Origin of the sequence: Pantoea sp. ICBG 828 (assembly GCF_002928355.1) — a bacterium.
GTDB classification, from domain to species: domain Bacteria; phylum Pseudomonadota; class Gammaproteobacteria; order Enterobacterales; family Enterobacteriaceae; genus Pantoea; species Pantoea dispersa.
On record NZ_POWN01000017.1, the window covers coordinates 1 to 21868 of the forward strand.

Genomic DNA, 21868 nt, shown 5'->3' on the forward strand with positions numbered 1-21868 from the left:
CACAGATTGTCTGATAAATTGTTAAAGAGCGGTGCGACGCGGCGCTCGGCCTGCTGTCGCGAGGTGGCGTATATTACGCTTTCCTCCTTCAGAGTCAAACACTTTTTTCAGCGTTTTTCTCCGGCGGAAGTTCTTAACGAAGCTTCCTGCCTACACCGCATTCCGTAAGTCGTTGTGCCGTGTCGATGGAGGCGCATTATAGGGAGTTGTTCGGCACGCGCAACCGCTAAATTCAATAAAAACAATCGTTCGCTGCATTCCACAGCAAAACCCCGCCTTATACCCGGTTACACACAAAGTTATCCACATCTGCAGCCGGTAATAAATTTAGGCGAGCATCGCGCAAACGTTTTCGCTACAATGCCCCGCGACGTCAAGGATGCCCCTTTTGGGGCGTTACCTGAGGTAAATGTTCTCTTCTATATATAGAGAGAGAAAGTTAAGCCTGATGTAACGCTCTTATTTACGCGAAACAAAGCCAAGGGATAAAACCACCATGCAACAACGTCGTCCTGTACGCCGCGCTCTGCTCAGTGTCTCTGACAAAGCCGGTATCCTCGAATTTGCTCAGGCCCTCTCCCATCGTGGTGTTGAGCTGCTCTCCACAGGTGGCACCGCACGCCTGCTGGCAGATGCTGGCCTGCCCGTTACGGAAGTCTCTGACTACACCGGTTTCCCGGAAATGATGGATGGACGCGTCAAAACGCTGCACCCCAAAGTGCACGGTGGCATTCTGGGCCGTCGCGGCACCGATGATGCCATCATGGCCGAGCACGCCATCAATCCTATCGACATGGTGGTGGTGAACCTCTATCCCTTTGCCCAGACCGTGGCGAAAGCCGACTGCAGCCTGGAAGATGCCGTTGAGAACATTGATATCGGCGGTCCCACCATGGTGCGCTCGGCAGCCAAGAACCACAAAGACGTGGCGATCGTGGTGAAGAGCAGTGACTATGACGCGATCATCGCGGAGCTCGATGCCAACGATAATTCACTGACGCTGGAAACCCGTTTCGACCTGGCGATCAAAGCCTTCGAACACACCGCCGCTTACGACAGCATGATTGCCAACTACTTTGGCAGCCTGGTACCGGCCTATCACGGCGAAAGCACCGCGCCGGCTGGCCGCTTCCCGCGCACCCTGAACCTCAACTTTATTAAAAAGCAGGATATGCGTTACGGCGAGAACAGCCATCAGGACGCTGCTTTCTATATTGAAGAGCAAGTCAGCGAAGCGTCGGTCGCCACCGCACAGCAGCTGCAGGGCAAAGCGCTGTCCTACAACAATATTGCCGATACCGATGCGGCATTGGAGTGCGTCAAGGAGTTCAGCGAGCCAGCCTGCGTTATCGTCAAGCACGCTAACCCATGCGGCGTCGCCGCAGGCGATTCAATTCTTGCCGCCTACGAGCGCGCTTATAAAACCGATCCGACCTCGGCGTTCGGCGGCATCATCGCCTTTAACCGTGAGCTGGATGAAGCAACCGCGCAGGCGATCATCAGCCGTCAGTTCGTGGAAGTCATTATTGCGCCATCGGCCAGTGAAGCGGCACTGCGCGTGACCGCAGCCAAACAGAACGTCCGCGTTCTGGTGTGCGGTCAGTGGCAGAGCCGCGTGGCCGGTCTCGACTTCAAACGCGTCAACGGTGGCCTGCTGGTTCAGGATCGCGATCTCGGTATGGTCGATGCCAGCCAGCTGCGCGTTGTCAGCCAACGTCAGCCGACCGAACAGGAACTGCGTGACGCGCTGTTCTGCTGGAAAGTGGCAAAATTCGTTAAATCCAACGCCATTGTGTATGCACGCGACAACATGACGATCGGTATTGGCGCGGGCCAGATGAGCCGCGTTTACTCTGCCAAAATTGCCGGCATCAAAGCCGCTGACGAAGGACTGGAGGTGAAGGGTTCCGCCATGGCTTCCGACGCCTTCTTCCCGTTCCGCGATGGCATTGATGCTGCGGCGGCAGTGGGCATCACCTGTGTGATCCAGCCGGGCGGTTCCATCCGCGATGATGAAGTGATTGCTGCCGCCGACGAGCACGGCATCGCGATGATCTTCACCGACATGCGTCATTTCCGCCATTAATAGCCTGGAGCCGTAACGATGAAAATTTTAGTGATTGGTAATGGTGGACGTGAACACGCGCTGGCGTGGAAAGCAGCACAGTCGCCGCTGGCAGAAACCGTATTTGTTGCGCCAGGCAACGCCGGTACCGCGCTGGAGCCGGCCCTGCAGAACGTGGCCATCAGCGCCACCGATATTCCGGCACTGCTGGCGTTTGCGCAGCAGGAAAACATCGACCTGACCATCGTCGGACCGGAAGCGCCGCTGGTGATTGGCGTAGTCGATGCGTTTCGCGCTGCCGGCCTGAAAATCTTTGGCCCGACGCAGGCTGCCGCGCAGCTGGAGGGCTCAAAAGCCTTCACCAAAGATTTCCTTGCCCGCCAGCAGATCCCGACGGCGGAATACCAGAACTTCACCGAGGTGGAACCCGCGCTGGCTTACCTGCGTGAGAAAGGCGCGCCGATCGTCATCAAAGCGGACGGTCTGGCCGCGGGTAAAGGCGTCATCGTCGCCATGACGCTGGCCGAAGCAGAAGCGGCGGTGCAGGACATGCTGGCCGGCAATGCGTTCGGCGACGCAGGTCACCGCATCGTCATCGAAGAGTTTCTTGATGGTGAAGAAGCCAGCTTCATCGTGATGGTGGACGGCGATAACGTCCTGCCGATGGCAACCAGCCAGGATCACAAACGTGTTGGCGACGGCGACACCGGCCCGAACACCGGTGGCATGGGCGCTTACTCACCGGCACCGGTAGTGACCGATGAGATCCACCAGCGCGTGATGGATCAGATCATCTGGCCAACCGTTAACGGCATGAAAGCGGAAGGTAACACCTACACCGGTTTCCTGTATGCCGGTCTGATGATCGACAAAGCCGGTCAGCCGAAGGTGATCGAATTCAACTGCCGCTTCGGCGATCCAGAAACGCAGCCGATCATGCTGCGCCTGCAGTCGGATCTGGTCGCGCTGTGCCTCGCCGCCGTCGACGGCAAGCTCGATCAGCTGCAGTCACAGTGGGATCCGCGCCCGTCACTCGGCGTGGTGCTGGCCGCTGGCGGTTATCCGGGCGACTACAACACGGGCGATCAGATCCACGGTCTGCCGCTGGAAGACGTACCGGACGGGAAGGTATTCCATGCCGGCACCACCCTGAAAGATGACCTGGTGGTAACCAGCGGCGGTCGCGTACTGTGCGTGACTGCGCTGGGTGAAGATGTGGCGGCAGCGCAGAAGAATGCCTACGCGCTGGCGCAGCACATCTCATGGGACGGCAGCTTCTGCCGTAATGATATCGGTTACCGCGCGATTAACCGCAAGTAAGCCCCCGGCGGCGGCCAGCCGGTCGCCGCTAAAAATCGGCCTCTTTCGGCTGCCAGCGGCACTCATCTTCCGGCGTGGCACGCAGCAGCTGAATCCCCTCTGGCGCTTCCAGCCACGACAGAGTAATCGGCTGTTGCTGCCCCTGTTGTTGTCGATAAAGCGTCGCCAGCGTGTCGCGATCGAACGCCACATTCACCTGCTGCCCCTCACAGTCACGAACCTGCGTACCGCCCTGCCAGTGCCCCTGCCGCAACAGTACCCGGCCACTCAGCAGTGCATTGCTCTGCGCCAGCATGCGCTGCGCGTCAAACCGGTACAGCTCGACGCTGTCGGCGCTGACGGCTTCACGCCGGCCAGCCAGCTGTCGCTGCATAAAATTGAGGTTGCCCTGATGGTCGAAACGCAGGGTTACGTCGTCCGGCTGCTGGCCAGTGACGTGCCGTTCCACGCTCAGCAGTTTATCCGCCTGCCAGATATAGTCGGTGGTTTCCCGGCTATCGCCATTGAAAGGGGTGTAGACAGTACGCAGATGGACGGCTTCGTGGTCGCCGTTTTTACGCCAGATTCGCACCGTGCCACGGTCAGAAAGATAGCCGCTGGCGGTGAAAGCCGGAAGATCGGGAGTGGCACTGCAGCCGGTGAGTAATACCCCGAGGAGGATGGCGCAGAGGCGCTGAGGAGAGATGTTCAGCATAGCAGGCCCCGGTAACAAAAAGGGGCGAAATCGCCCCTCTTTTAAAGCTAAACCGCGATGCGGAAAACTTACTTAACAGCGTCTTTCAGTGCTTTACCAGAGACGAACGCTGGCACGTTAGCTGCAGCGATTTTGATCTCTTTGCCAGTCTGCGGGTTGCGACCGGTACGCTCAGCGCGGTGGTTCACTTTAAAAGTACCAAAACCAACCAGTTGTACAGCATCACCTTCTTTCAGAGACTCAGTGATCGCAGCCAGGGTAGATTCCAGCGCAGTTTTAGCCTGGGTTTTAGACAGGTCCGCTTTCTCTGCGATCACATCAATCAGTTGAGTCTTGTTCATAAGTTATCCTTAAAGTGTATTTATCGCTTGCTAAGCAACGAGTGCGAGGGAAAAGCCATATTCTGGCACTCTTCAGCCTGCACGCACCGATAGCCACAATTTTCAGCCCCCCAAATGTAGACCAGACAGGGGGCTGATGTGAAGCCTCCAGGCGCGGTAATTCGGGCCTGAAGTCACGTTTTCTCGCCTTATTGCTGAAAAATTATACCGATGTTACTGATTCCGGCTTCACGCAGGTCTGCACGTAGCCCTTTGATTAGCTCCAGGTCCCGTTCTTCGCACTCTGCCAGCAGGCGAAAAATCTCCCACTGCAGGTCCCATTCGTCAATTACCGCCTGGTTGTCACGCAGCTCTTCGTCGCTCATTTCGCGACCGGCCTGGGTCATTTCGAGGATGGCCACGGTGGTGATCGACGTGCGGCTGACTTCGATGGCGTGCTCCAGCGTTTCACCGCTCAGCTGCGCGTGCAGGAGTTCACTCAGCGCCACGCAGGCGTCAATCGCCGGGTGCACGCCGTAAACGTCAAAGTCGTCACCGTTTGGGATCGCCGCTTCCAGTTTCTCCAGCTGGCTGTCGAAATTGATTTTGGCATCCTTCACCGTCAGGCTTTCCCACACCAGGTCGAGAATGCGGCGATAGAGCTGCGGATCGGCAAACTCGGTCTGCTGACAGAAGGCCCAGTAATTGGGGAACATTCGCTCGCACAGACAGGCCATAAAGGTCATGTGCTGCCAGCTTTCCAGCTTCGCCAGACGCAAATGGACGGGGTTCTGTAACATCAAACTTACTCTCGGTAGATTAGCTGGCGGCAGTGTACCGCAAAAGCCGCGCACAAACAGCGTTAGCGCGCATTTTGCCACTTCACAAAAGCGGGACGGCCAGACGCCACGGCATCGGCCCAGCGCGTTGGCTCCGGCAAGCGGTAGCCGGCCATGCAGGCTTCAACCCAGTACAGGGCGCTGTCGAGGCTGACGCGGTGGCCGGTTGAGACAAACAGCGGGTTGCAGCGCGTCTTGCTGCGCCACACCCAGGCAATCTGCTCGCCTTTATCCATCAGCGGCTGACGACTGCCCGGTGCCGCATCCAGCTCAGCGAAACGGCCGCACAGGCGCTTTTTCGCTACGCCGATAGTCGGCACATCCAGCAGCGAGCCGAAATGCGCGGCAACGCCCAGCCGGCGCGGATGAGAGATTCCATGGCCGTCGACGAACAGCAGATCGGGCCGCTGCGACAATTGCTGCCACGCCGCCTGCAGCGCTGGAATTTCGCGAAACGAGAGAAAACCGGGGATGTAAGGCATGGTGGTCGCGACACGCGCGATGCGATGCTCCACCAGCGTTAATGAAGGGTATTCGAGGATCACCAGGGCGGCGCGCGTTACCTCGCCGCCGTGTTCAAAACCGACATCGGCGCCGCCAATGAAGCGCGGCGGCAGTACGTCAAAATCATCCTGCCGCACCACGCTGGCGGCGAGCTGTACCTGTTGCTGTCGTAGTGCGGCTAAATCCATGCTTATCCCTGATGATATGGTCGTGATAGCCGATGCACCGCCTCCACAAACGCGCCAGCGTGCTCTGGCGGAACATCCTGATGAATCCCGTGACCGAGGTTGAAAACGTGACCTTCGCCTGCGCCAAAGCCTTCCAGAATCCCCGCCACTTCCTGCTCAATTCGTGCAGGGGGTGCATACAGCATAGACGGATCCATGTTGCCCTGCAGCGCGACCTTATCGCCCACGCGGCGCCGCGCTTCGCCAATATCGGTGGTCCAGTCAAGGCCCAGCGCATCACAGCCGGTGGCCGCCATCTCTTCCAGCCACTGGCCGCCGCCCTTGGTAAACAGGGTGATGGGCACGCGTCGTCCTTCGTTCTCATGCAGCACGCTGTCGACGATTTTGTGCATGTAATAGAGCGAGAACTCGCGATAGTCGCGCCCGGTCAGCACGCCGCCCCAGGTATCAAACACCATCACCGACTGCGCACCCGCTTTAATCTGCGCGTTGAGGTAAAGGATCACGCTCTCTGCCAGCTTATCCAGCAGCGCGTGCAGCGTCTGCGGCTCGGCGTACATCATCTTCTTGATTTTGGTGAAAGCCTTGCTGCTGCCGCCTTCTACCATGTAGGTTGCCAGCGTCCACGGGCTGCCGGAGAAACCGATCAGCGGCACTTCGCCTTTGAGGTTGTGACGGATGGTGCGCACCGCATTCATCACGTAACCCAGTTCCTGCTCCGGATCCGGCACCGGTAGTTTATCCACATCGGCACGGCAGGCGATGGGGTGAGAGAAACGCGGGCCTTCGCCGGTCTCAAAGTAGAGCCCCAGGCCCATCGCATCCGGAATGGTCAGGATATCGCTGAAGAGGATCGCGGCATCCAGCGCATAGCGGCGCAGCGGCTGCAGGGTGACTTCGCACGCCAGCTCCGCGTTCTTACACAGCGACATAAAATCACCGGCCTCAGCGCGCGTGGCTTTGTATTCCGGCAGGTAACGCCCGGCTTGTCGCATCATCCATACCGGGGTGATATCCACCGGCTGGCGTAACAGGGCGCGCAGATAACGATCGTTCTTCAGTTCACTCATAATGGGCTCTCTCATGCTAAGGCCGGCAGTGTAGCATTTTCACGCCGCGCTGGCGCGACACAGCGCAACCGTATCTTCAATCAGCCGGCGCGCCACGGTGCCCGGCGGCGGCAACAGGGGCAGGTCGTCGTAACGATACCAGCCAGCATCCAGCAGCTCTTTACCATCATGCTGCAGCTCGCCGCCATCGTACTCCGCCATGAACGCCATCATCAGCGAGTGCGGAAACGGCCACGGCTGCGAGGTCACGTAACGCACATTTTTTACCCGCACGTTGCTCTCTTCCATCACCTCGCGGGCCACAGCCTGCTCCAGCGTTTCGCCGACTTCGACAAAACCGGCCAGCACGGTGTAGATGCTGTTGCGATGGCGCGCATGGTTTGCCAGCAGGATCTCCTCACCGCGACGAATCGCCACAATGATACAGGGGGCGATTTGCGGATAGTAGCGCTCGCGGCAGTGGCTGCACAGGCAGGCAAATTCGCGCTTGCTGTGCTGCATTTCATGGCCGCAATAGCCGCACCAGCGATGCGAACGGTAGAACTCAGCCAGCTGCACGCCGCGCCCGGCGAGCTGAAACAGACCGACATCTTCGTCAATCAGCTGGCGCACCGAGGCCATATTGTCCGGACGCGCTTCGCATACCAGCCAGACGTTTTCGCCCTGCCACTCGCCAATCACTCTGCCGCTGCTGCCGGTCAGGCCAAACTCGCCGGATAAGCCATGCGGCAACTCGCCTTGCGGCAACCAAAGTTTCTGCGCAGAGCTGACAATCCACCAGCCAGCGTCTACGCTTGAGATCTCACGTTGCATCTTAATCGTTGTCCTTAGCGTCAAATGGCACGCTGAAATCCTGATGTTAAGTGTGTAATAAACAACTATAACTCACCTGGAGTCCCGTATGCTTACCCAGTTAGATAACCTGACCGAGCGTGTAGGTGGCGGTAATGAATTAGTCGACTCATGGTTGCGCGCCCGTCGACAGCTGCTCGTCACCTATTACGAGTTAATTGGCATGAAGCCGAACAAAGAAGCGCTGACCGCGCTGGATGAACAGGCGCTGGATGCGTTTTGCCATCGTCTGGTGGACTATCTCTCTACCGGCCACTTCAGCGTTTACGAGCGCATCATCAGCGAGATGTCCGGCGACAGCCCGATGATTGCGGCGGCGCAGATCTATCCGGCGCTGGAAGGCAATACTGAACGTCTGATGCAACTGTATGACAGCCATCTGCAGCAGGCCATTAATGACGACAACTGCGTGGATTTCCAGCAGGCGCTGTCAGAAGTGGGCGAAGCGCTGGAGTCACGCTTTACGCTGGAAGACAAACTGATTCAGCTCGCCTGGGATAACCAGCTGGCGCGCCCGCCGGTAGCCAATGACAGCACCATTGCTCGTCCGGCCTGAACCGCTGCAGTTGTAAAAGACTTGTTATTCAGGAAAAGCCCTTTTATGCTGAATGGGCTTTTTTATTGTCTTTTTTAACGACAATCCACAATCAAACTTTGCGATATAAGCGCAGCGTGCAGCAGTCAGTAAAGTCGCTTATCGCGTAAAACGTAAACTTGTCGGAGTGCCCTTAGGGGCTGAGACCGTTAATTCGGGATCCGCGGAACCTGATCAGGTTAGTACCTGCGAAGGGAACAAGAGTAGATGTGATCAGCACGGTGCAGTCAGGCGCCCGGCACCGTTTCTGTTACTCCTTCCGGACTCCGGACAAGCAGCTTCCCCTTGTTTTCAGGAAACTTGCTATGTCTGATGCTAAAACCTCACGTCGTGAACAACGCGCGCAGGCGCAAAAATTTATCGATTCGCTCCAGGGAACCGCCTTCCCTAACTCCAAACGTATCTGGATCAGCGGCAGCCGCGCGGATATCCGCGTCCCGATGCGCGAAATTCAGCTCAGCCCGACGCACACCGGCGGCAGCAAAGATCATCCGCAATACGCAGAAAATGAACCGGTGCCGGTGTATGACACTGCCGGTGCCTATGGCGATCCCCACGCGACCATTAATGTGCATCAGGGTCTGGCAAAATTACGCGCCGGCTGGATTGCCGAACGCAACGACAGCGAAACCATCAGCGCACTCAGCTCAAGCTACAGTCAGCAGCGGCTGGCAGATGACGGGCTGGATCATCTGCGTTTTGAACACCTGCCGCTGCCGCGCCGTGCCAAAGCGGGTCGCCGCGTCACGCAGCTGCATTATGCGCGTCAGGGCATCATCACGCCGGAGATGGAGTTTATCGCGCTGCGCGAAAACATGGGACGTGAGCGTATCCGCAGTGCAACGCTGTTGCAGCAGCACGCCGGCCACGGCTTTGGTGCGCAGCTGCCAGAGAATATCAGCGCCGAATTCGTACGCGCCGAAGTGGCCAGCGGCCGCGCCATCATTCCTGCCAACATCAATCACCCCGAATCGGAGCCGATGATCATCGGCCGCAATTTTCTGGTGAAGGTCAACGCCAACATCGGCAACTCGGCGGTAAGTTCGTCGATTGAAGAGGAAGTGGAAAAACTGGTGTGGGCCACGCGCTGGGGGGCAGATACCGTGATGGATCTGTCGACCGGCCGCTATATCCATGAAACGCGCGAGTGGATTTTGCGCAACAGTCCGGTGCCGATCGGCACGGTGCCAATCTATCAGGCGCTGGAAAAGGTCAACGGTATTGCAGAAGATCTTAACTGGGACATTTTCCGCGATACCCTGCTGGAACAGGCTGAGCAGGGCGTTGATTACTTCACCATTCACGCGGGCGTGCTGCTGCGCTATGTGCCGATGACCGCACAACGGCTGACCGGCATCGTGTCGCGCGGCGGCTCCATCATGGCGAAGTGGTGCCTGTCACATCATCAGGAAAACTTCCTCTACCAGCATTTCCGCGAAATCTGTGAAATCTGCGCCGCCTATGATGTCGCGCTGTCGCTCGGTGATGGTTTACGTCCCGGCTCGATTCAGGACGCCAACGACGAAGCCCAGTTTGCCGAACTGCGTACCTTAGGCGAGCTGACGCAAATCGCCTGGCAATATGATGTGCAGGTCATGATTGAAGGCCCCGGTCACGTGCCGATGCAGATGATCCGCCGCAATATGACCGAGCAGCTGGAACACTGCCATGAAGCGCCGTTTTATACGCTGGGCCCGCTGACGACCGATATCGCGCCGGGCTACGATCATTTTACCTCCGGGATTGGCGCCGCCATGATCGGCTGGTTTGGCTGCGCGATGCTGTGCTACGTCACGCCAAAAGAGCACCTTGGCCTGCCGAATAAAGAGGATGTTAAGCAGGGGCTGATTACCTACAAGATCGCCGCGCACGCTGCCGATCTGGCTAAAGGCCATCCCGGCGCGCAGATCCGCGACAACGCCATGTCGAAAGCTCGCTTCGAGTTCCGCTGGGAAGATCAGTTTAATCTGGCGCTCGATCCACATACCGCGCGGGCCTATCACGACGAAACCCTGCCGCAGGAGTCCGGCAAAGTGGCCCACTTCTGTTCCATGTGCGGCCCCAAATTCTGTTCAATGAAAATCACCCAGGAAGTGCGCGAATTTGCCGCCCGTCAGCAGACTGAAGCCCAGCCGATAGCGCTGGGCATGGCGCAAATGTCCGATGCCTTCCGTAGCCGTGGCGGCGAGCTGTATCACGCCGCCGATGCCCTGAAAGAGGAAAAATGATGACTGAAGCCTTCCCTGCCACCGCGCCAAAACTGGGGCTCTATCCGGTTGTCGACAGCGTGTTGTGGATTGAACGCCTGCTGGCAGCCGGCGTGCGCACCCTCCAGCTGCGCATCAAAGATGGCGATGATCGCCAGATTGAAGCCGCGGTACGCGATGCCATCGCCCTGGGCAAACAGTACGGTGCGCGGTTGTTTATCAACGATTACTGGCGCTTAGCGATTAAGTACAACGCTTATGGTGTGCATCTTGGTCAGGAGGATCTGGATGTGGCCGACCTGGACGCTATCCGCCACGCCGGCTTACGCCTGGGTCTGTCGACACACGATGACGCCGAGCTGGATCGCGCACTGGCGCTGCGTCCGTCCTATATTGCGCTCGGCCACATCTTTCCGACACAAACCAAAGAGATGCCCTCTGCGCCACAGGGCATAGCCGAGCTGAAGCGCCATCTGGCGCGGCTGCAGCACATTCCCACCGTAGCGATTGGCGGCATTTCGCTGGCACGCGTGCCGGAGGTGCTGGCGACCGGCGTCGGCAGCATTGCCGTGGTCAGCGCGATTACCCAGGCGGAAGACTGGCAGGCGGCCACCCGCCAGCTGCTGGCGCTGGTAGAATCCCCAGAGCATGTCGCATAAGCGTTGTAACTGACTGCAACGGCGCTAAAAATCCGCGAATACGGCGCGCAAACGGCAGCAGTCAGGACTGGCGCGACCGGGGACAAGCGCTAAAGTGAGCCTGCCCGCTGTCGCTTGCAGCGGGCCAGGGCTGGCTTCCCCGACTCTCTGTCCGGCCCTGCCTTTCCACCGTTATTCTGTCAGGGAGATGATATGGCGCGTTTCCGCACTGCAGGCCTGCATGGCACGCTCCACGGCTGCGCCGAGGCTGGCAATCGCCTGCTCGGTTTGCTCATTCATTGGCAGACCATAATTGAGGCGCAGACAGTTGCGATATTTACCCGCCGCCGAAAACAGCGAACCGACCGCCACCTGGATTTTCAGCTCCCGCAGCTCCGCATTCAGCCGCACCGCATCGAAGGCTTCCGGCAGCTCAATCCACATCAGGAAACTGCCCTGCGGCCGCGAGACGCAAATGCCGCAGGGAAAATAGTGGCGCACCCAGCAGCTAAACGTCTCATAGTTACGCTGATACACCTGGCGCATGCGGCGCAAATGCGGCAGGTAATGGCCCTGACGAATAAACTCCGCGACCGCATACTGCGGCTGCGTTGCCGTCGAACCGGTGCCAATATATTTCATGTGCAGTACGCGATCGCGATAGCGTCCCGGCGCGACCCAGCCCACGCGCAAGCCGGGCGCCAGGGTTTTGGAAAACGAGCTGCACAGCAGCACGCGGCCATCCATATCCAGCGATTTGATGGTGATCTGACGCGGATACTCCCACGCCAGCTCGCCGTAAACATCATCTTCAATGATCGCCGCATCAAAGCGCTGCGCCAGCGTCAGCAGCGCCCGCTTACGCGTTTCGGGCATGATAAATCCGAGCGGATTATTGCAGTTGGGTACCACCACCACCGCTTTGATTGGCCACTGCTCAAACGCCAGCTCCAGCGCCTCAAGGCTGATCCCGCTGACCGCATCGGTAGGGATTTCAATGGCGCGGATGCCCAGACCGCGCAGTGTCTGCATGGTGCCGTGAAACGCCGGCGACTCAACGGCAATGATATCGCCTGGCTCGCACACGGCGCGAATCGACACCGACAGCGCTTCATGGCAGCCGGTGGTGATGACAATCTCTTCTGCCGTCAGCTGACAGCCGCTGTCAATCGCCAGCCGCGCCACCTGCTCGCGCAGCGCCGTCACGCCGAGCAGGCTGTCGTAATTCAGCTGATCAATGTCCTGCTTCTGCGCCAGGCGGCCCATGATTTTCCACAGCGGCTTCAGCGTCGGCTGGGTCAAATCCGGCATGCCGCTGCCCAGCTGCAGCACGTCGCCACTGATGCGGCTGCTCAGCAGTTCCAGCACCGATTCCCACTGGGTGATCTCAACCGGACGCTGTACGGGGCGGGTCATCGCCGGCACCGGCGGCGTGGCTTTACGGGTGGCGACAAAATAGCCGGAACGCGGCTGCGGCACGATAAGCTGCTTCTCTTCCAGCAGATGATAAGCCTGCTGCACGGTGCTGATGCTGACGCCGTGCTCAATGCTGAGCGTACGCACCGAGGGCAAGCGTTCGCCGCTGCGATACAGCCCCTGCTCGATACGGTCTGAAAGCAGACAGGCCAGATGTTGATAGCGCGTCATTGTGTGCCTCGCTGCGTTAACGGTGATCAAAAATCAGTACAGATGACGCCTATTTCTACCATTCAGATCGGTACGGGCGCAATCTGTATGTTAAAGATAAGTGATTTTTGAATCTGTATTGCATTCGCCATCAGAGGGAAAATGTTGTTCAGACATCATACTGAGGGCTGGGATTATGGAATTCGATCAGAACCGGGCGGCAAAACCGTTCAGCGTGACCTTACTCGATATCTTTCGTGGCGGCGTGCGCGCGATAAAACGCTGGCAGGCCAGACGGGAAACGCGGGAGATTCTTTCGCACCTGAGTGATGCGCAGCTGCGTGATATCGGGCTGACGCGTCAGGATATCAATCAGAAATAACGCGGATTTCAGACGAAAAAAAACCCTGCCGAGGCAGGGTTTTTTCATGGTCAGCAGAGCAGACGATTATTCGTCGTCGCTACCGCCCAGACCAGCGTTCAGCAGCTCAGCGAGGCTGGCAGAGGCTTCATCCGCAGTCACCTGCGGTGCAACCGGTGCTTCACCCGCCTGACGGCGACGCATACGATCCTGGTGGTAAGCATAACCGGTACCGGCCGGGATCAGACGACCCACGATAACGTTCTCTTTCAGGCCGCGCAGTTCGTCGCGCTTGCCGGCTACCGCTGCTTCGGTCAGGACACGGGTGGTCTCCTGGAACGATGCCGCAGAGATGAACGATTCGGTTGCCAGCGAGGCTTTGGTGATACCCAGCAGGTCACGCATGTACGTCGCGCCGATTTTGCCGTTCGCTTCCAGATCGCGGTTGGAGATCTTGATACGAGAGACTTCCGCCTGCTCGCCTTCCAGGAACTCCGAGCTACCCGCGCTCAGGATGGTTGCTTTACGCAGCATCTGACGCACGATGACTTCGATGTGCTTATCGTTAATCTTAACGCCCTGCAGGCGGTAAACTTCCTGCACTTCGTTAGTGATGTAACGGGTCACAGCATGGACGCCACGCAGACGCAGGATGTCGTGCGGAGACTCCGGGCCGTCGGATACGACGTCACCACGTTCTACACGTTCACCTTCGAATACGTTGAGCTGACGCCATTTCGGAATCATCTCTTCATACGGATCGCTACCGTCAACCGGGGTGATCACCAGACGACGCTTGCCTTTGGTCTCTTTACCGAAGGAGATGATACCGCTGATCTCCGCCAGGATAGCTGGCTCTTTCGGACGACGCGCTTCGAACAGGTCGGCAACGCGCGGCAGACCACCGGTGATGTCCTTGGTACCGCCAGATTCCTGCGGAACACGCGCCAGGGTATCACCCGAGCTGATCTTCACGCCATCTTCCAGCTGCACAATCGCTTTACCTGGCAGGAAGTACTGTGCCGGCATGTCGGTGCCCGGGATCAGTACGTCGTTACCGTTGGCATCAACGATTTTCAGTGCCGGACGCAGGTCTTTACCACCCGCAGTACGCTCTGCAGAATCCAGTACCACCAGCGATGACAGACCGGTGAGGTCGTCAGTCTGACGGGTAATTGTCTGACCGTCGATCATGTCGGTGAAGCGGATGAAACCGCCCACTTCGGTGATAACCGGCATGGTGTGTGGATCCCAGTTTGCAACGGTTTCGCCCGCGGCAACCTGCTCGCCATCACCTTTCGCCATGACCGCACCGTAAGGCACTTTATAGCTCTCTTTGGTACGACCGAACTCGTCGATCATCTTCAGCTCAACGTTACGCGAGACGATAACCAGTTTCCCGGAGGAGTTGGTTACTGACTTGGCGTTGGTCAGCTTGATAGTACCTTTGTTCTTCACCTGAATGCTGGATTCAGCTGCTGCACGCGATGCCGCACCACCGATGTGGAAGGTACGCATGGTCAGCTGGGTACCCGGCTCACCGATGGACTGTGCTGCGATAACGCCGATGGCCTCACCTTTGTTGATGATATGACCACGTGCCAGATCGCGACCGTAGCAGTGTGCACACACACCGAAGTCGGTTTCACAGCTCACCACGGAACGCACTTTAATCGCGTCCACGGAGTTCAGTTCAACCACGTCACACCAGTGCTCATCGATCAGGGTGTTACGCGGGATCAGGATGTCCGCAGTGCCCGGTTTCAGCACGTCTTCTGCCGTCACACGACCCAGTACACGCTCACGCAGTGGCTCTTTAACGTCGCCACCTTCGATGACCGGGGTCATCATGATGCCTTCGAATGTGCCACAGTCGTCTTCGGTGACTACCAGGTCCTGCGCCACGTCAACCAGACGGCGGGTCAGGTAACCGGAGTTCGCCGTTTTCAGTGCGGTATCGGCCAGACCTTTACGCGCACCGTGGGTCGAGATGAAGTACTGGAGTACGTTCAGACCTTCACGGAAGTTCGCGGTGATTGGCGTCTCGATGATGGAGCCATCTGGCTTCGCCATCAGACCACGCATACCTGCCAGCTGACGAATCTGTGCCGCAGAACCACGCGCACCGGAGTCGGCCATCATGTAGATGCTGTTGAACGAAACCTGCTGCTCTTCTTCGCCGTGACGGTTGATCACGGTTTCGGTCTGCAGGTTATCCATCATCGCTTTGGATACGCGTTCGTTAGCCGCAGCCCAGATATCGATGACTTTGTTGTAACGTTCGCCCGCGGTAACCAGACCAGACTGGAACTGCTCCTGGATCTCGGCCACTTCCGCTTCGGCTTCTGCAATGATTTCTGCTTTCTTGGCAGGAATCACCATGTCGTCGATACCGACTGACGCACCTGAACGGGCTGCATAGGCAAAGCCGGTGTACATGGTCTGGTCAGCAAAGATAACGGTCGGCTTCAGGCCCAGGATGCGGTAACAGGTGTTCAGCATCTTAGAAATCGCTTTCTTACCCAGCGCCTGGTTGACGATGGAGTAAGGCAGACCTTTCGGTACGATCATCCACAGGATCGCACGACCAATGGTGGTGTCGATCAGGCTGGTTTTCGCAACGAGCTCTTCCTGCTCATTTTTGCTGTATTCAGTGATACGCACTTTAACGCGTGCATGCAGCTCGGCCTGGCCAGCGCGGTAAACACGCTCAGCTTCTTTCGGGCCGGTCAGCACCATGCCTTCGCCTTTGGCGTTCACTTTGTCACGGGTCATGTAGTACAGACCCAGAACAACGTCCTGTGAAGGAACGATGATTGGCTCGCCGTTCGCTGGAGACAGAATGTTGTTGGTAGACATCATCAGCGCACGCGCTTCCAGCTGGGCTTCCAGCGTCAGCGGTACGTGAACAGCCATCTGGTCACCATCGAAGTCGGCGTTATACGCCGCACACACCAGCGGGTGCAGCTGGATCGCTTTACCTTCGATCAGTACCGGTTCAAACGCCTGGATACCCAGACGGTGCAGGGTTGGTGCACGGTTCAGCAGTACCGGGTGTTCGCGAATCACTTCATCCAGGATATCCCAGACCACCGCTTCTTCGCGCTCAACCATTTTCTTGGCCGCTTTAATGGTGGTCGCGAGGCCACGCAGTTCCAGCTTGCCGTAGATGAACGGTTTGAACAGCTCCAGTGCCATTTTCTTCGGCAGACCGCACTGATGCAGACGCAGGTATGGACCTACGGTGATAACCGAACGACCGGAGTAGTCAACACGTTTACCCAGCAGGTTCTGACGGAAACGACCCTGCTTACCTTTGATCATGTCGGCCAAAGATTTCAGAGGACGTTTGTTAGAGCCGGTGATGGCACGACCGCGACGGCCGTTATCCAGCAGGGCATCTACCGCTTCCTGCAGCATACGTTTTTCGTTACGTACGATGATATCTGGCGCAGCCAGATCCAGCAGACGCTTCAGACGGTTGTTACGGTTGATCACGCGACGATACAGATCGTTCAGATCCGACGTAGCGAAACGACCGCCGTCCAGCGGTACCAGCGGACGCAGATCTGGCGGCAGCACCGGCAGAACGGTCAGGATCATCCACTCTGGCTTGTTGCCAGACTGTACGAACGCTTCCAGCAGCTTGATACGCTTGGTCAGCTTTTTACGTTTGGTCTCAGAGTTGGTTTCGTTCAGCTCTTCACGCAGCTGCTCGCACTCCTGCTCCAGATCCATATTTTTCAGCAGCGCCTGGATAGCTTCCGCACCCATCTTCGCGTCGAATTCGTCACCGAACTCTTCCAGCGCGTCAAGGTACTGCTCTTCGGTCAGAATCTGACGTTTTTCCAGGTTGGTCATGCCGCCTTCGACCACAACATAAGATTCGAAGTACAGCACGCGCTCGATATCACGCAGCGGCATATCCAGCAGCAAACCGATGCGGGATGGCAGTGATTTCAGGAACCAGATGTGCGCGGTCGGCGAAGCCAGCTCGATGTGGCCCATACGCTCACGACGCACTTTGGTCTGCGTGACTTCAACGCCACACTTCTCACAGATCACGCCACGGTGTTTCAGACGCTTGTACTTACCGCACAGGCATTCGTAATCTTTTACCGGTCCGAAAATACGGGCACAGAAAAGACCGTCACGCTCCGGCTTGAAGGTACGGTAGTTAATGGTTTCCGGCTTTTTAACTTCACCGAAAGACCAGGAACGGATCATGTCTGGCGAGGCCAGCGCAATTTTGATCGCATCAAACTCTTCGGTTTTAGTTTGCGCTTTCAGAAACTTAAGTAAGTCTTTCACGGATTAGCTCCCGTCGGAGTGGAACTCTCAGGGACGCGCCAGGCGCGTCCCATAACCAGTACTTGCGAGTGCTTACTCGTCTTCCAGCTCGATGTTGATACCCAGCGAGCGAATCTCTTTCAACAGTACGTTGAAGGATTCCGGCATGCCCGGTTCCATCTGATGGTTGCCGTCAACGATGTTTTTATACATCTTGGTACGGCCGTTGACGTCATCAGACTTAACGGTAAGCATTTCCTGCAGGGTATACGCGGCACCGTATGCTTCCAGTGCCCACACTTCCATCTCACCGAAGCGCTGACCACCGAACTGCGCCTTACCACCCAGCGGCTGCTGCGTAACCAGGCTGTAAGAGCCGGTAGAACGGGCGTGCATCTTGTCGTCGACCAGGTGGTTCAGTTTCAGCATGTACATGTAACCTACGGTTACCTGACGCTCAAACTGCTCACCGGTACGGCCGTCGAACAGGGTGATCTGACCGGAAGAAGGCAGACCGCCGAGCTGCAGCAGCTCTTTGATTTCGCTCTCTTTCGCACCGTCGAACACTGGCGTCGCGATTGGCATACCTTTTTTCAGGTTCTCTGCCAGACGCAGCACTTCGTCGTCCGAGAAGGTGTTCAGGTCAACTTTCTGACGCACATCGGTGCCCAGATCGTAAGCACGCTGGATAAACTCACGCAGTTTGGCGACTTCTTCCTGCTTCTTCAACATCGCATTGATCTTCTCACCAATGCCTTTCGCCGCCATACCCAAATGGGTTTCCAGAATCTGACCGATGTTCATACGCGATGGTACGCCCAGCGGGTTCAGTACGATGTCGACCGGCGTACCGTTCTCATCGTATGGCATGTCTTCGATTGGGTTGATCTTCGAGATAACACCTTTGTTACCGTGACGACCCGCCATTTTGTCACCAGGCTGAATCTGACGCTTAACGGCCAGATACACCTTGACGATTTTCAGCACGCCCGGTGCCAGATCGTCGCCCTGGGTGATCTTGCGACGCTTCGCTTCGAGTTTCTTCTCAAACTCGTGCTTCAGCTCGTCATACTGCTCAGCCAGCTGCTCCAGCGCGTTCTGCTTCTCTTCGTCGGTCAGACCGAGTTCCAGCCAGCGCTCACGAGGCAGCTTGTCCAGTTTCTCCGCTTCCACGCCACCTGAAATCAGGACGGCCTGGATACGGCTGAACAGGCCCGCTTCGAGGATCTGCAGCTCTTCAGACAGGTCTTTTTTCGCCTGCTTCAGCTGCATCTCTTCGATTTCCAGCGCACGCTTGTCTTTTTCCACGCCATCGCGGGTGAAGACCTGTACGTCGATAACCGTACCGGAAACGCCGTTCGGCACGCGCAGTGACGAGTCTTTCACGTCAGAGGCTTTTTCACCGAAGATCGCACGCAGCAGTTTCTCTTCTGGCGTCAGCTGGGTTTCACCTTTCGGCGTGACCTTGCCTACCAGAATGTCGCCACCGGTCACTTCCGCACCGATATACACGATGCCGGATTCATCCAGTTTGGAGAGCGCAGCTTCACCCACGTTCGGGATGTCAGCGGTGATCTCTTCCGGCCCCAGTTTGGTGTCACGCGACACGCAAGCCAGTTCCTGAATGTGGATGGTGGTGAAACGGTCTTCCTGCACAACACGCTCAGAAACGAGGATGGAGTCTTCGAAGTTGTAACCGTTCCATGGCATGAACGCCACGCGCATGTTCTGACCCAGCGCCAGCTCACCGAGGTCGGTAGACGGGCCGTCAGCCAGCACGTCGCCACGCTCGATAGGTTCACCCAGAGAAACACACGGCATCTGGTTGATGCAGGTGTTCTGATTAGAACGGGTGTACTTGGTCAGGTTGTAGATGTCGATACCTGCTTCGCCCGGATACATCTCGTCTTCGTTAACTTTGATAACGATACGTGACGCATCGACGTACTGCACGGTACCACCACGTTTCGCGACAGCAGTTACACCGGAGTCGACCGCAACAGCACGTTCCATACCGGTACCAACCAGCGGCTTGTCAGCACGCAGGGTAGGTACAGCCTGACGTTGCATGTTCGCACCCATCAGGGCGCGGTTAGCATCATCGTGCTCCAGGAACGGGATCAGTGACGCACCGACAGAAACCACCTGCTGGGTGGAAACGTCCATGTAGTCAACCTGATCGCGGCTGAACAGGCTCGATTCACCTTTGCTACGGCAGGTGACGAGATCGTCAACAAAGCTGCCGTCATCGGCGAGATTGGTGTTCGCCTGAGCAATAACGTAGTTACCCTCTTCGATAGCAGAGAGGTAATGAATTTCATCACTCACTTTACCGTCAACCACGCGGCGGTACGGCGTTTCGAGGAAGCCGTATTCGTTAGTCTGCGCGTAAACAGAGAGCGAGTTGATCAGACCGATGTTCGGACCTTCCGGGGTTTCGATTGGACATACGCGACCGTAGTGAGTCGGGTGTACGTCACGCACTTCGAAGCCGGCGCGTTCACGGGTCAGACCGCCAGGGCCCAGAGCAGAGATACGGCGCTTGTGCGTAATCTCAGACAGCGGGTTGTTCTGGTCCATAAACTGGGACAGCTGGCTGGAACCAAAGAACTCTTTCACCGCGGCCGAAATTGGCTTGGCGTTGATCATGTCCTGTGGCATCAGCGTGTCAAGGTCGCCCAGAGACAGACGCTCTTTCACAGCGCGCTCTACACGCACCAGGCCAACGCGGAACTGGTTTTCCGCCATTTCGCCGACGGAACGGATACGACGGTTGCCGAGGTGGTCGATATCATCGACTTCGCCAATACCGTTACGGATACCGATGAGCTTCTTCATCACTTCAATGATGTCGTCTTTGCTCAGGATACCGGAACCTTCGATCTCGTCACGCAGCAGAGAACGGTTGAACTTCATGCGGCCAACAGCCGACAGATCGTAACGATCTTCAGAGAAGAACAGGTTCTCGAACAGGTTTTCTGCGGCTTCACGCGTTGGCGGCTCGCCAGGACGCATCATGCGGTAGATCTCAACCAGCGCGCTCAGGCGATCGTTGGTTGGGTCAACGCGCAGCGTCTCAGAAATGTACGGGCCGTGATCCAGGTCGTTGGTGAACAGGGTTTCGATGCGCTTGTGACCGGACTGGCTCAGTTTCGCCAGCAGATCCAGTGACAGCTCCATGTTCGCCGGCACGATCAGCTCACCGGTGTTCAGATCGATGTAATCTTTCGCAACCACTTTGCCCGCGATGTACTCGACCGGCACTTCGATGTGCTGAATGTTGTCTTTTTCCAGCTGACGGATGTGGCGCGCAGTGATGCGACGACCTTTCTCAACGTAGACCGTGCCGTTGGCTTCGATATCGAAGGAGGCGGTTTCACCACGCAGGCGCTCAGGCACCAGTTCCATCTGCAGCTTGTTGTCGCGGATTTCAAAGACCACTTTTTCGAAGAACAGATCGAGAATCTGCTCAGTGGTGTAATCCAGCGCGCGCAGGATGATACTGGCCGGCAGCTTACGACGACGGTCAATACGGACGAACAGGTTGTCTTTCGGGTCAAACTCGAAGTCGAGCCATGAACCGCGGTAAGGGATAATACGTGCGTTATACAGCACTTTACCGGAAGAGTGCGTTTTACCCTTATCGCTGTCAAAGAATACGCCAGGACTACGATGCAGCTGAGAAACGATAACACGCTCAGTACCGTTGATGACAAAGGTACCGTTGTCGGTCATGAGCGGAATTTCGCCCATGTACACTTCTTGTTCTTTGATGTCTTTGACGGTGCCTTCCGGCGCTTCGCGCTCGTAGATCACCAGACGCAGTTTAACGCGCAGCGGTGCGGAGTACGTCACGCCACGGATCTGACATTCTGTCACGTCAAACACCGGCTCACCCAGACGGTAGCTGACATACTGCAACTCAGAGTTGCCGCTGTAGCTCGCGATTGGGAACACGGAACGGAAGGCTGCTTCCAGACCGTACTGGCCTTCTGGATCTTGCTCGATAAACTTCTGGAACGAGTCCAGCTGGATAGAAAGGAGATAAGGCACATCCAGTACTTGTGGACGTTTACCAAAATCCTTACGAATACGTTTTTTCTCGGTATAGGAGTAAACCATAGGGTTCCTCAGCTAGCTGACAAGTCGACCCACGCTGTCCGTCCTGAAGGGACAGTTCATGCAACACTATTTTGTTTTTCATGCGATGCGCAGCACCCCATGCAATACATCTTTCTATCACTCTTAAATCATTTCATCGCCGTTGCGCAGGCAGGGAACCCTCACAGGAAAGCGGTA

15 protein-coding genes and 1 riboswitch are annotated in these 21868 nt (G+C 57.2%); of the genes, 6 read left to right on the plus strand and 9 right to left on the minus strand.

From position 1 onward, the window contains the following. The first annotated feature begins 496 nt into the window (after positions 1-496). Together purH and purD are read left to right on the plus strand one after the other, a co-directional pair. The gene (gene purH / locus C1Y43_RS22925) at positions 497-2086 is read left to right on the plus strand and encodes a bifunctional phosphoribosylaminoimidazolecarboxamide formyltransferase/IMP cyclohydrolase (RefSeq protein WP_104189821.1); all 1590 of its coding nucleotides are present in this window, start codon (positions 497-499) and stop codon (positions 2084-2086) included. An 18-nt stretch (positions 2087-2104) separates the two neighbouring features. Then, positions 2105-3385 (plus strand): phosphoribosylamine--glycine ligase, encoded by a 1281-nt coding sequence (gene purD / locus C1Y43_RS22930; protein WP_104189823.1) that lies wholly within the window; start codon positions 2105-2107, stop codon positions 3383-3385. Positions 3386-3413: 28 nt separating this feature from the next. Here purD and C1Y43_RS22935 read toward each other — a convergent pair whose 3' ends face one another. The 6 genes from C1Y43_RS22935 to nudC form a co-directional block, all read right to left on the minus strand. Then, entirely contained in the window at positions 3414-4079 is a 666-nt protein-coding gene (locus C1Y43_RS22935) for a DUF1481 domain-containing protein (RefSeq protein WP_021508194.1), read from the minus strand. 68 nt (positions 4080-4147) lie between these two features. Continuing rightward, a complete protein-coding gene (gene hupA / locus C1Y43_RS22940; protein WP_007886275.1) occupies positions 4148-4420 on the minus strand; it encodes a nucleoid-associated protein HU-alpha in 273 nt (90 codons plus the stop codon). A gap of 188 nt (positions 4421-4608) precedes the next feature. Continuing rightward, a complete protein-coding gene (locus tag C1Y43_RS22945; protein ID WP_031279834.1) occupies positions 4609-5199 on the minus strand; it encodes a YjaG family protein in 591 nt (196 codons plus the stop codon). Positions 5200-5261: 62 nt separating this feature from the next. Then, positions 5262-5930 carry a deoxyribonuclease V gene (nfi, locus tag C1Y43_RS22950; protein WP_104189825.1) on the minus strand — a complete coding sequence of 223 codons (669 nt, stop codon included), beginning with the start codon at positions 5928-5930 and terminating at the stop codon, positions 5262-5264. Positions 5931-5932: 2 nt separating this feature from the next. After that, on the minus strand, positions 5933-7000 hold the full coding sequence (gene hemE / locus C1Y43_RS22955; RefSeq protein ID WP_058769978.1) for a uroporphyrinogen decarboxylase: 1068 nt from the start codon (positions 6998-7000) through the stop codon (positions 5933-5935). A 39-nt stretch (positions 7001-7039) separates the two neighbouring features. Next, positions 7040-7813, minus strand: coding sequence for an NAD(+) diphosphatase (nudC, locus tag C1Y43_RS22960; protein WP_021508198.1), 774 nt, complete (start codon positions 7811-7813; stop codon positions 7040-7042). 88 nt (positions 7814-7901) lie between these two features. Between nudC and C1Y43_RS22965 the strand changes: the two genes are divergently transcribed. From C1Y43_RS22965 to thiE, 3 genes are all read left to right on the plus strand, one after another. Beyond that, positions 7902-8408 (plus strand): Rsd/AlgQ family anti-sigma factor, encoded by a 507-nt coding sequence (locus C1Y43_RS22965; protein ID WP_021508199.1) that lies wholly within the window; start codon positions 7902-7904, stop codon positions 8406-8408. A 152-nt stretch (positions 8409-8560) separates the two neighbouring features. Beyond that, positions 8561-8661, plus strand: a riboswitch (TPP riboswitch). Between the two features lie 91 nt (positions 8662-8752). Continuing rightward, positions 8753-10675, plus strand: a complete 1923-nt coding sequence (gene thiC / locus C1Y43_RS22970; RefSeq protein WP_104189827.1) for a phosphomethylpyrimidine synthase ThiC — start codon at positions 8753-8755, stop codon at positions 10673-10675. After that, entirely contained in the window at positions 10675-11313 is a 639-nt protein-coding gene (thiE, locus tag C1Y43_RS22975; protein ID WP_104189829.1) for a thiamine phosphate synthase, read from the plus strand. Before thiC ends, thiE begins: the two co-directional genes overlap by 1 nt. 171 nt (positions 11314-11484) lie before the next feature. Here the strand turns inward: thiE and C1Y43_RS22980 are convergent, their stop codons facing one another. Continuing rightward, entirely contained in the window at positions 11485-12939 is a 1455-nt protein-coding gene (locus C1Y43_RS22980) for a PLP-dependent aminotransferase family protein (protein ID WP_104189831.1), read from the minus strand. A 175-nt stretch (positions 12940-13114) separates the two neighbouring features. On the opposite strand from C1Y43_RS22980, the gene C1Y43_RS22985 reads away from it, so the two are divergent. Next, positions 13115-13300, plus strand: coding sequence for a DUF1127 domain-containing protein (locus tag C1Y43_RS22985; RefSeq protein WP_058769981.1), 186 nt, complete (start codon positions 13115-13117; stop codon positions 13298-13300). Between the two features lie 66 nt (positions 13301-13366). On the opposite strand, the gene rpoC is transcribed toward C1Y43_RS22985, so the two are convergent. Both rpoC and rpoB read right to left on the minus strand, forming a co-directional pair. Then, complete coding sequence (gene rpoC / locus C1Y43_RS22990) at positions 13367-17590, minus strand: DNA-directed RNA polymerase subunit beta' (RefSeq protein ID WP_058769982.1); 4224 nt, start codon at positions 17588-17590, stop codon at positions 13367-13369. A gap of 72 nt (positions 17591-17662) precedes the next feature. After that, positions 17663-21691 (minus strand): DNA-directed RNA polymerase subunit beta, encoded by a 4029-nt coding sequence (gene rpoB / locus C1Y43_RS22995; RefSeq protein WP_021508205.1) that lies wholly within the window; start codon positions 21689-21691, stop codon positions 17663-17665. Positions 21692-21868 lie beyond the last annotated feature (177 nt).

What these genes read in the sequence shown, in the direction of transcription:
- purH (WP_104189821.1), top strand. Translation starts at nt 497, where the DNA reads ATGCAACAACGTCGTCCTGTACGCCGCGCTCTGCTCAGTGTCTCTGAC.
- purD (WP_104189823.1), top strand. Translation starts at nt 2,105, where the DNA reads ATGAAAATTTTAGTGATTGGTAATGGTGGACGTGAACACGCGCTGGCG.
- C1Y43_RS22935 (WP_021508194.1), bottom strand. Translation starts at nt 4,079, where the DNA reads ATGCTGAACATCTCTCCTCAGCGCCTCTGCGCCATCCTCCTCGGGGTA.
- hupA (WP_007886275.1), bottom strand. Translation starts at nt 4,420, where the DNA reads ATGAACAAGACTCAACTGATTGATGTGATCGCAGAGAAAGCGGACCTG.
- C1Y43_RS22945 (WP_031279834.1), bottom strand. Translation starts at nt 5,199, where the DNA reads ATGTTACAGAACCCCGTCCATTTGCGTCTGGCGAAGCTGGAAAGCTGG.
- nfi (WP_104189825.1), bottom strand. Translation starts at nt 5,930, where the DNA reads ATGGATTTAGCCGCACTACGACAGCAACAGGTACAGCTCGCCGCCAGC.
- hemE (WP_058769978.1), bottom strand. Translation starts at nt 7,000, where the DNA reads ATGAGTGAACTGAAGAACGATCGTTATCTGCGCGCCCTGTTACGCCAG.
- nudC (WP_021508198.1), bottom strand. Translation starts at nt 7,813, where the DNA reads ATGCAACGTGAGATCTCAAGCGTAGACGCTGGCTGGTGGATTGTCAGC.
- C1Y43_RS22965 (WP_021508199.1), top strand. Translation starts at nt 7,902, where the DNA reads ATGCTTACCCAGTTAGATAACCTGACCGAGCGTGTAGGTGGCGGTAAT.
- thiC (WP_104189827.1), top strand. Translation starts at nt 8,753, where the DNA reads ATGTCTGATGCTAAAACCTCACGTCGTGAACAACGCGCGCAGGCGCAA.
- thiE (WP_104189829.1), top strand. Translation starts at nt 10,675, where the DNA reads ATGACTGAAGCCTTCCCTGCCACCGCGCCAAAACTGGGGCTCTATCCG.
- C1Y43_RS22980 (WP_104189831.1), bottom strand. Translation starts at nt 12,939, where the DNA reads ATGACGCGCTATCAACATCTGGCCTGTCTGCTTTCAGACCGTATCGAG.
- C1Y43_RS22985 (WP_058769981.1), top strand. Translation starts at nt 13,115, where the DNA reads ATGGAATTCGATCAGAACCGGGCGGCAAAACCGTTCAGCGTGACCTTA.
- rpoB (WP_021508205.1), bottom strand. Translation starts at nt 21,691, where the DNA reads ATGGTTTACTCCTATACCGAGAAAAAACGTATTCGTAAGGATTTTGGT.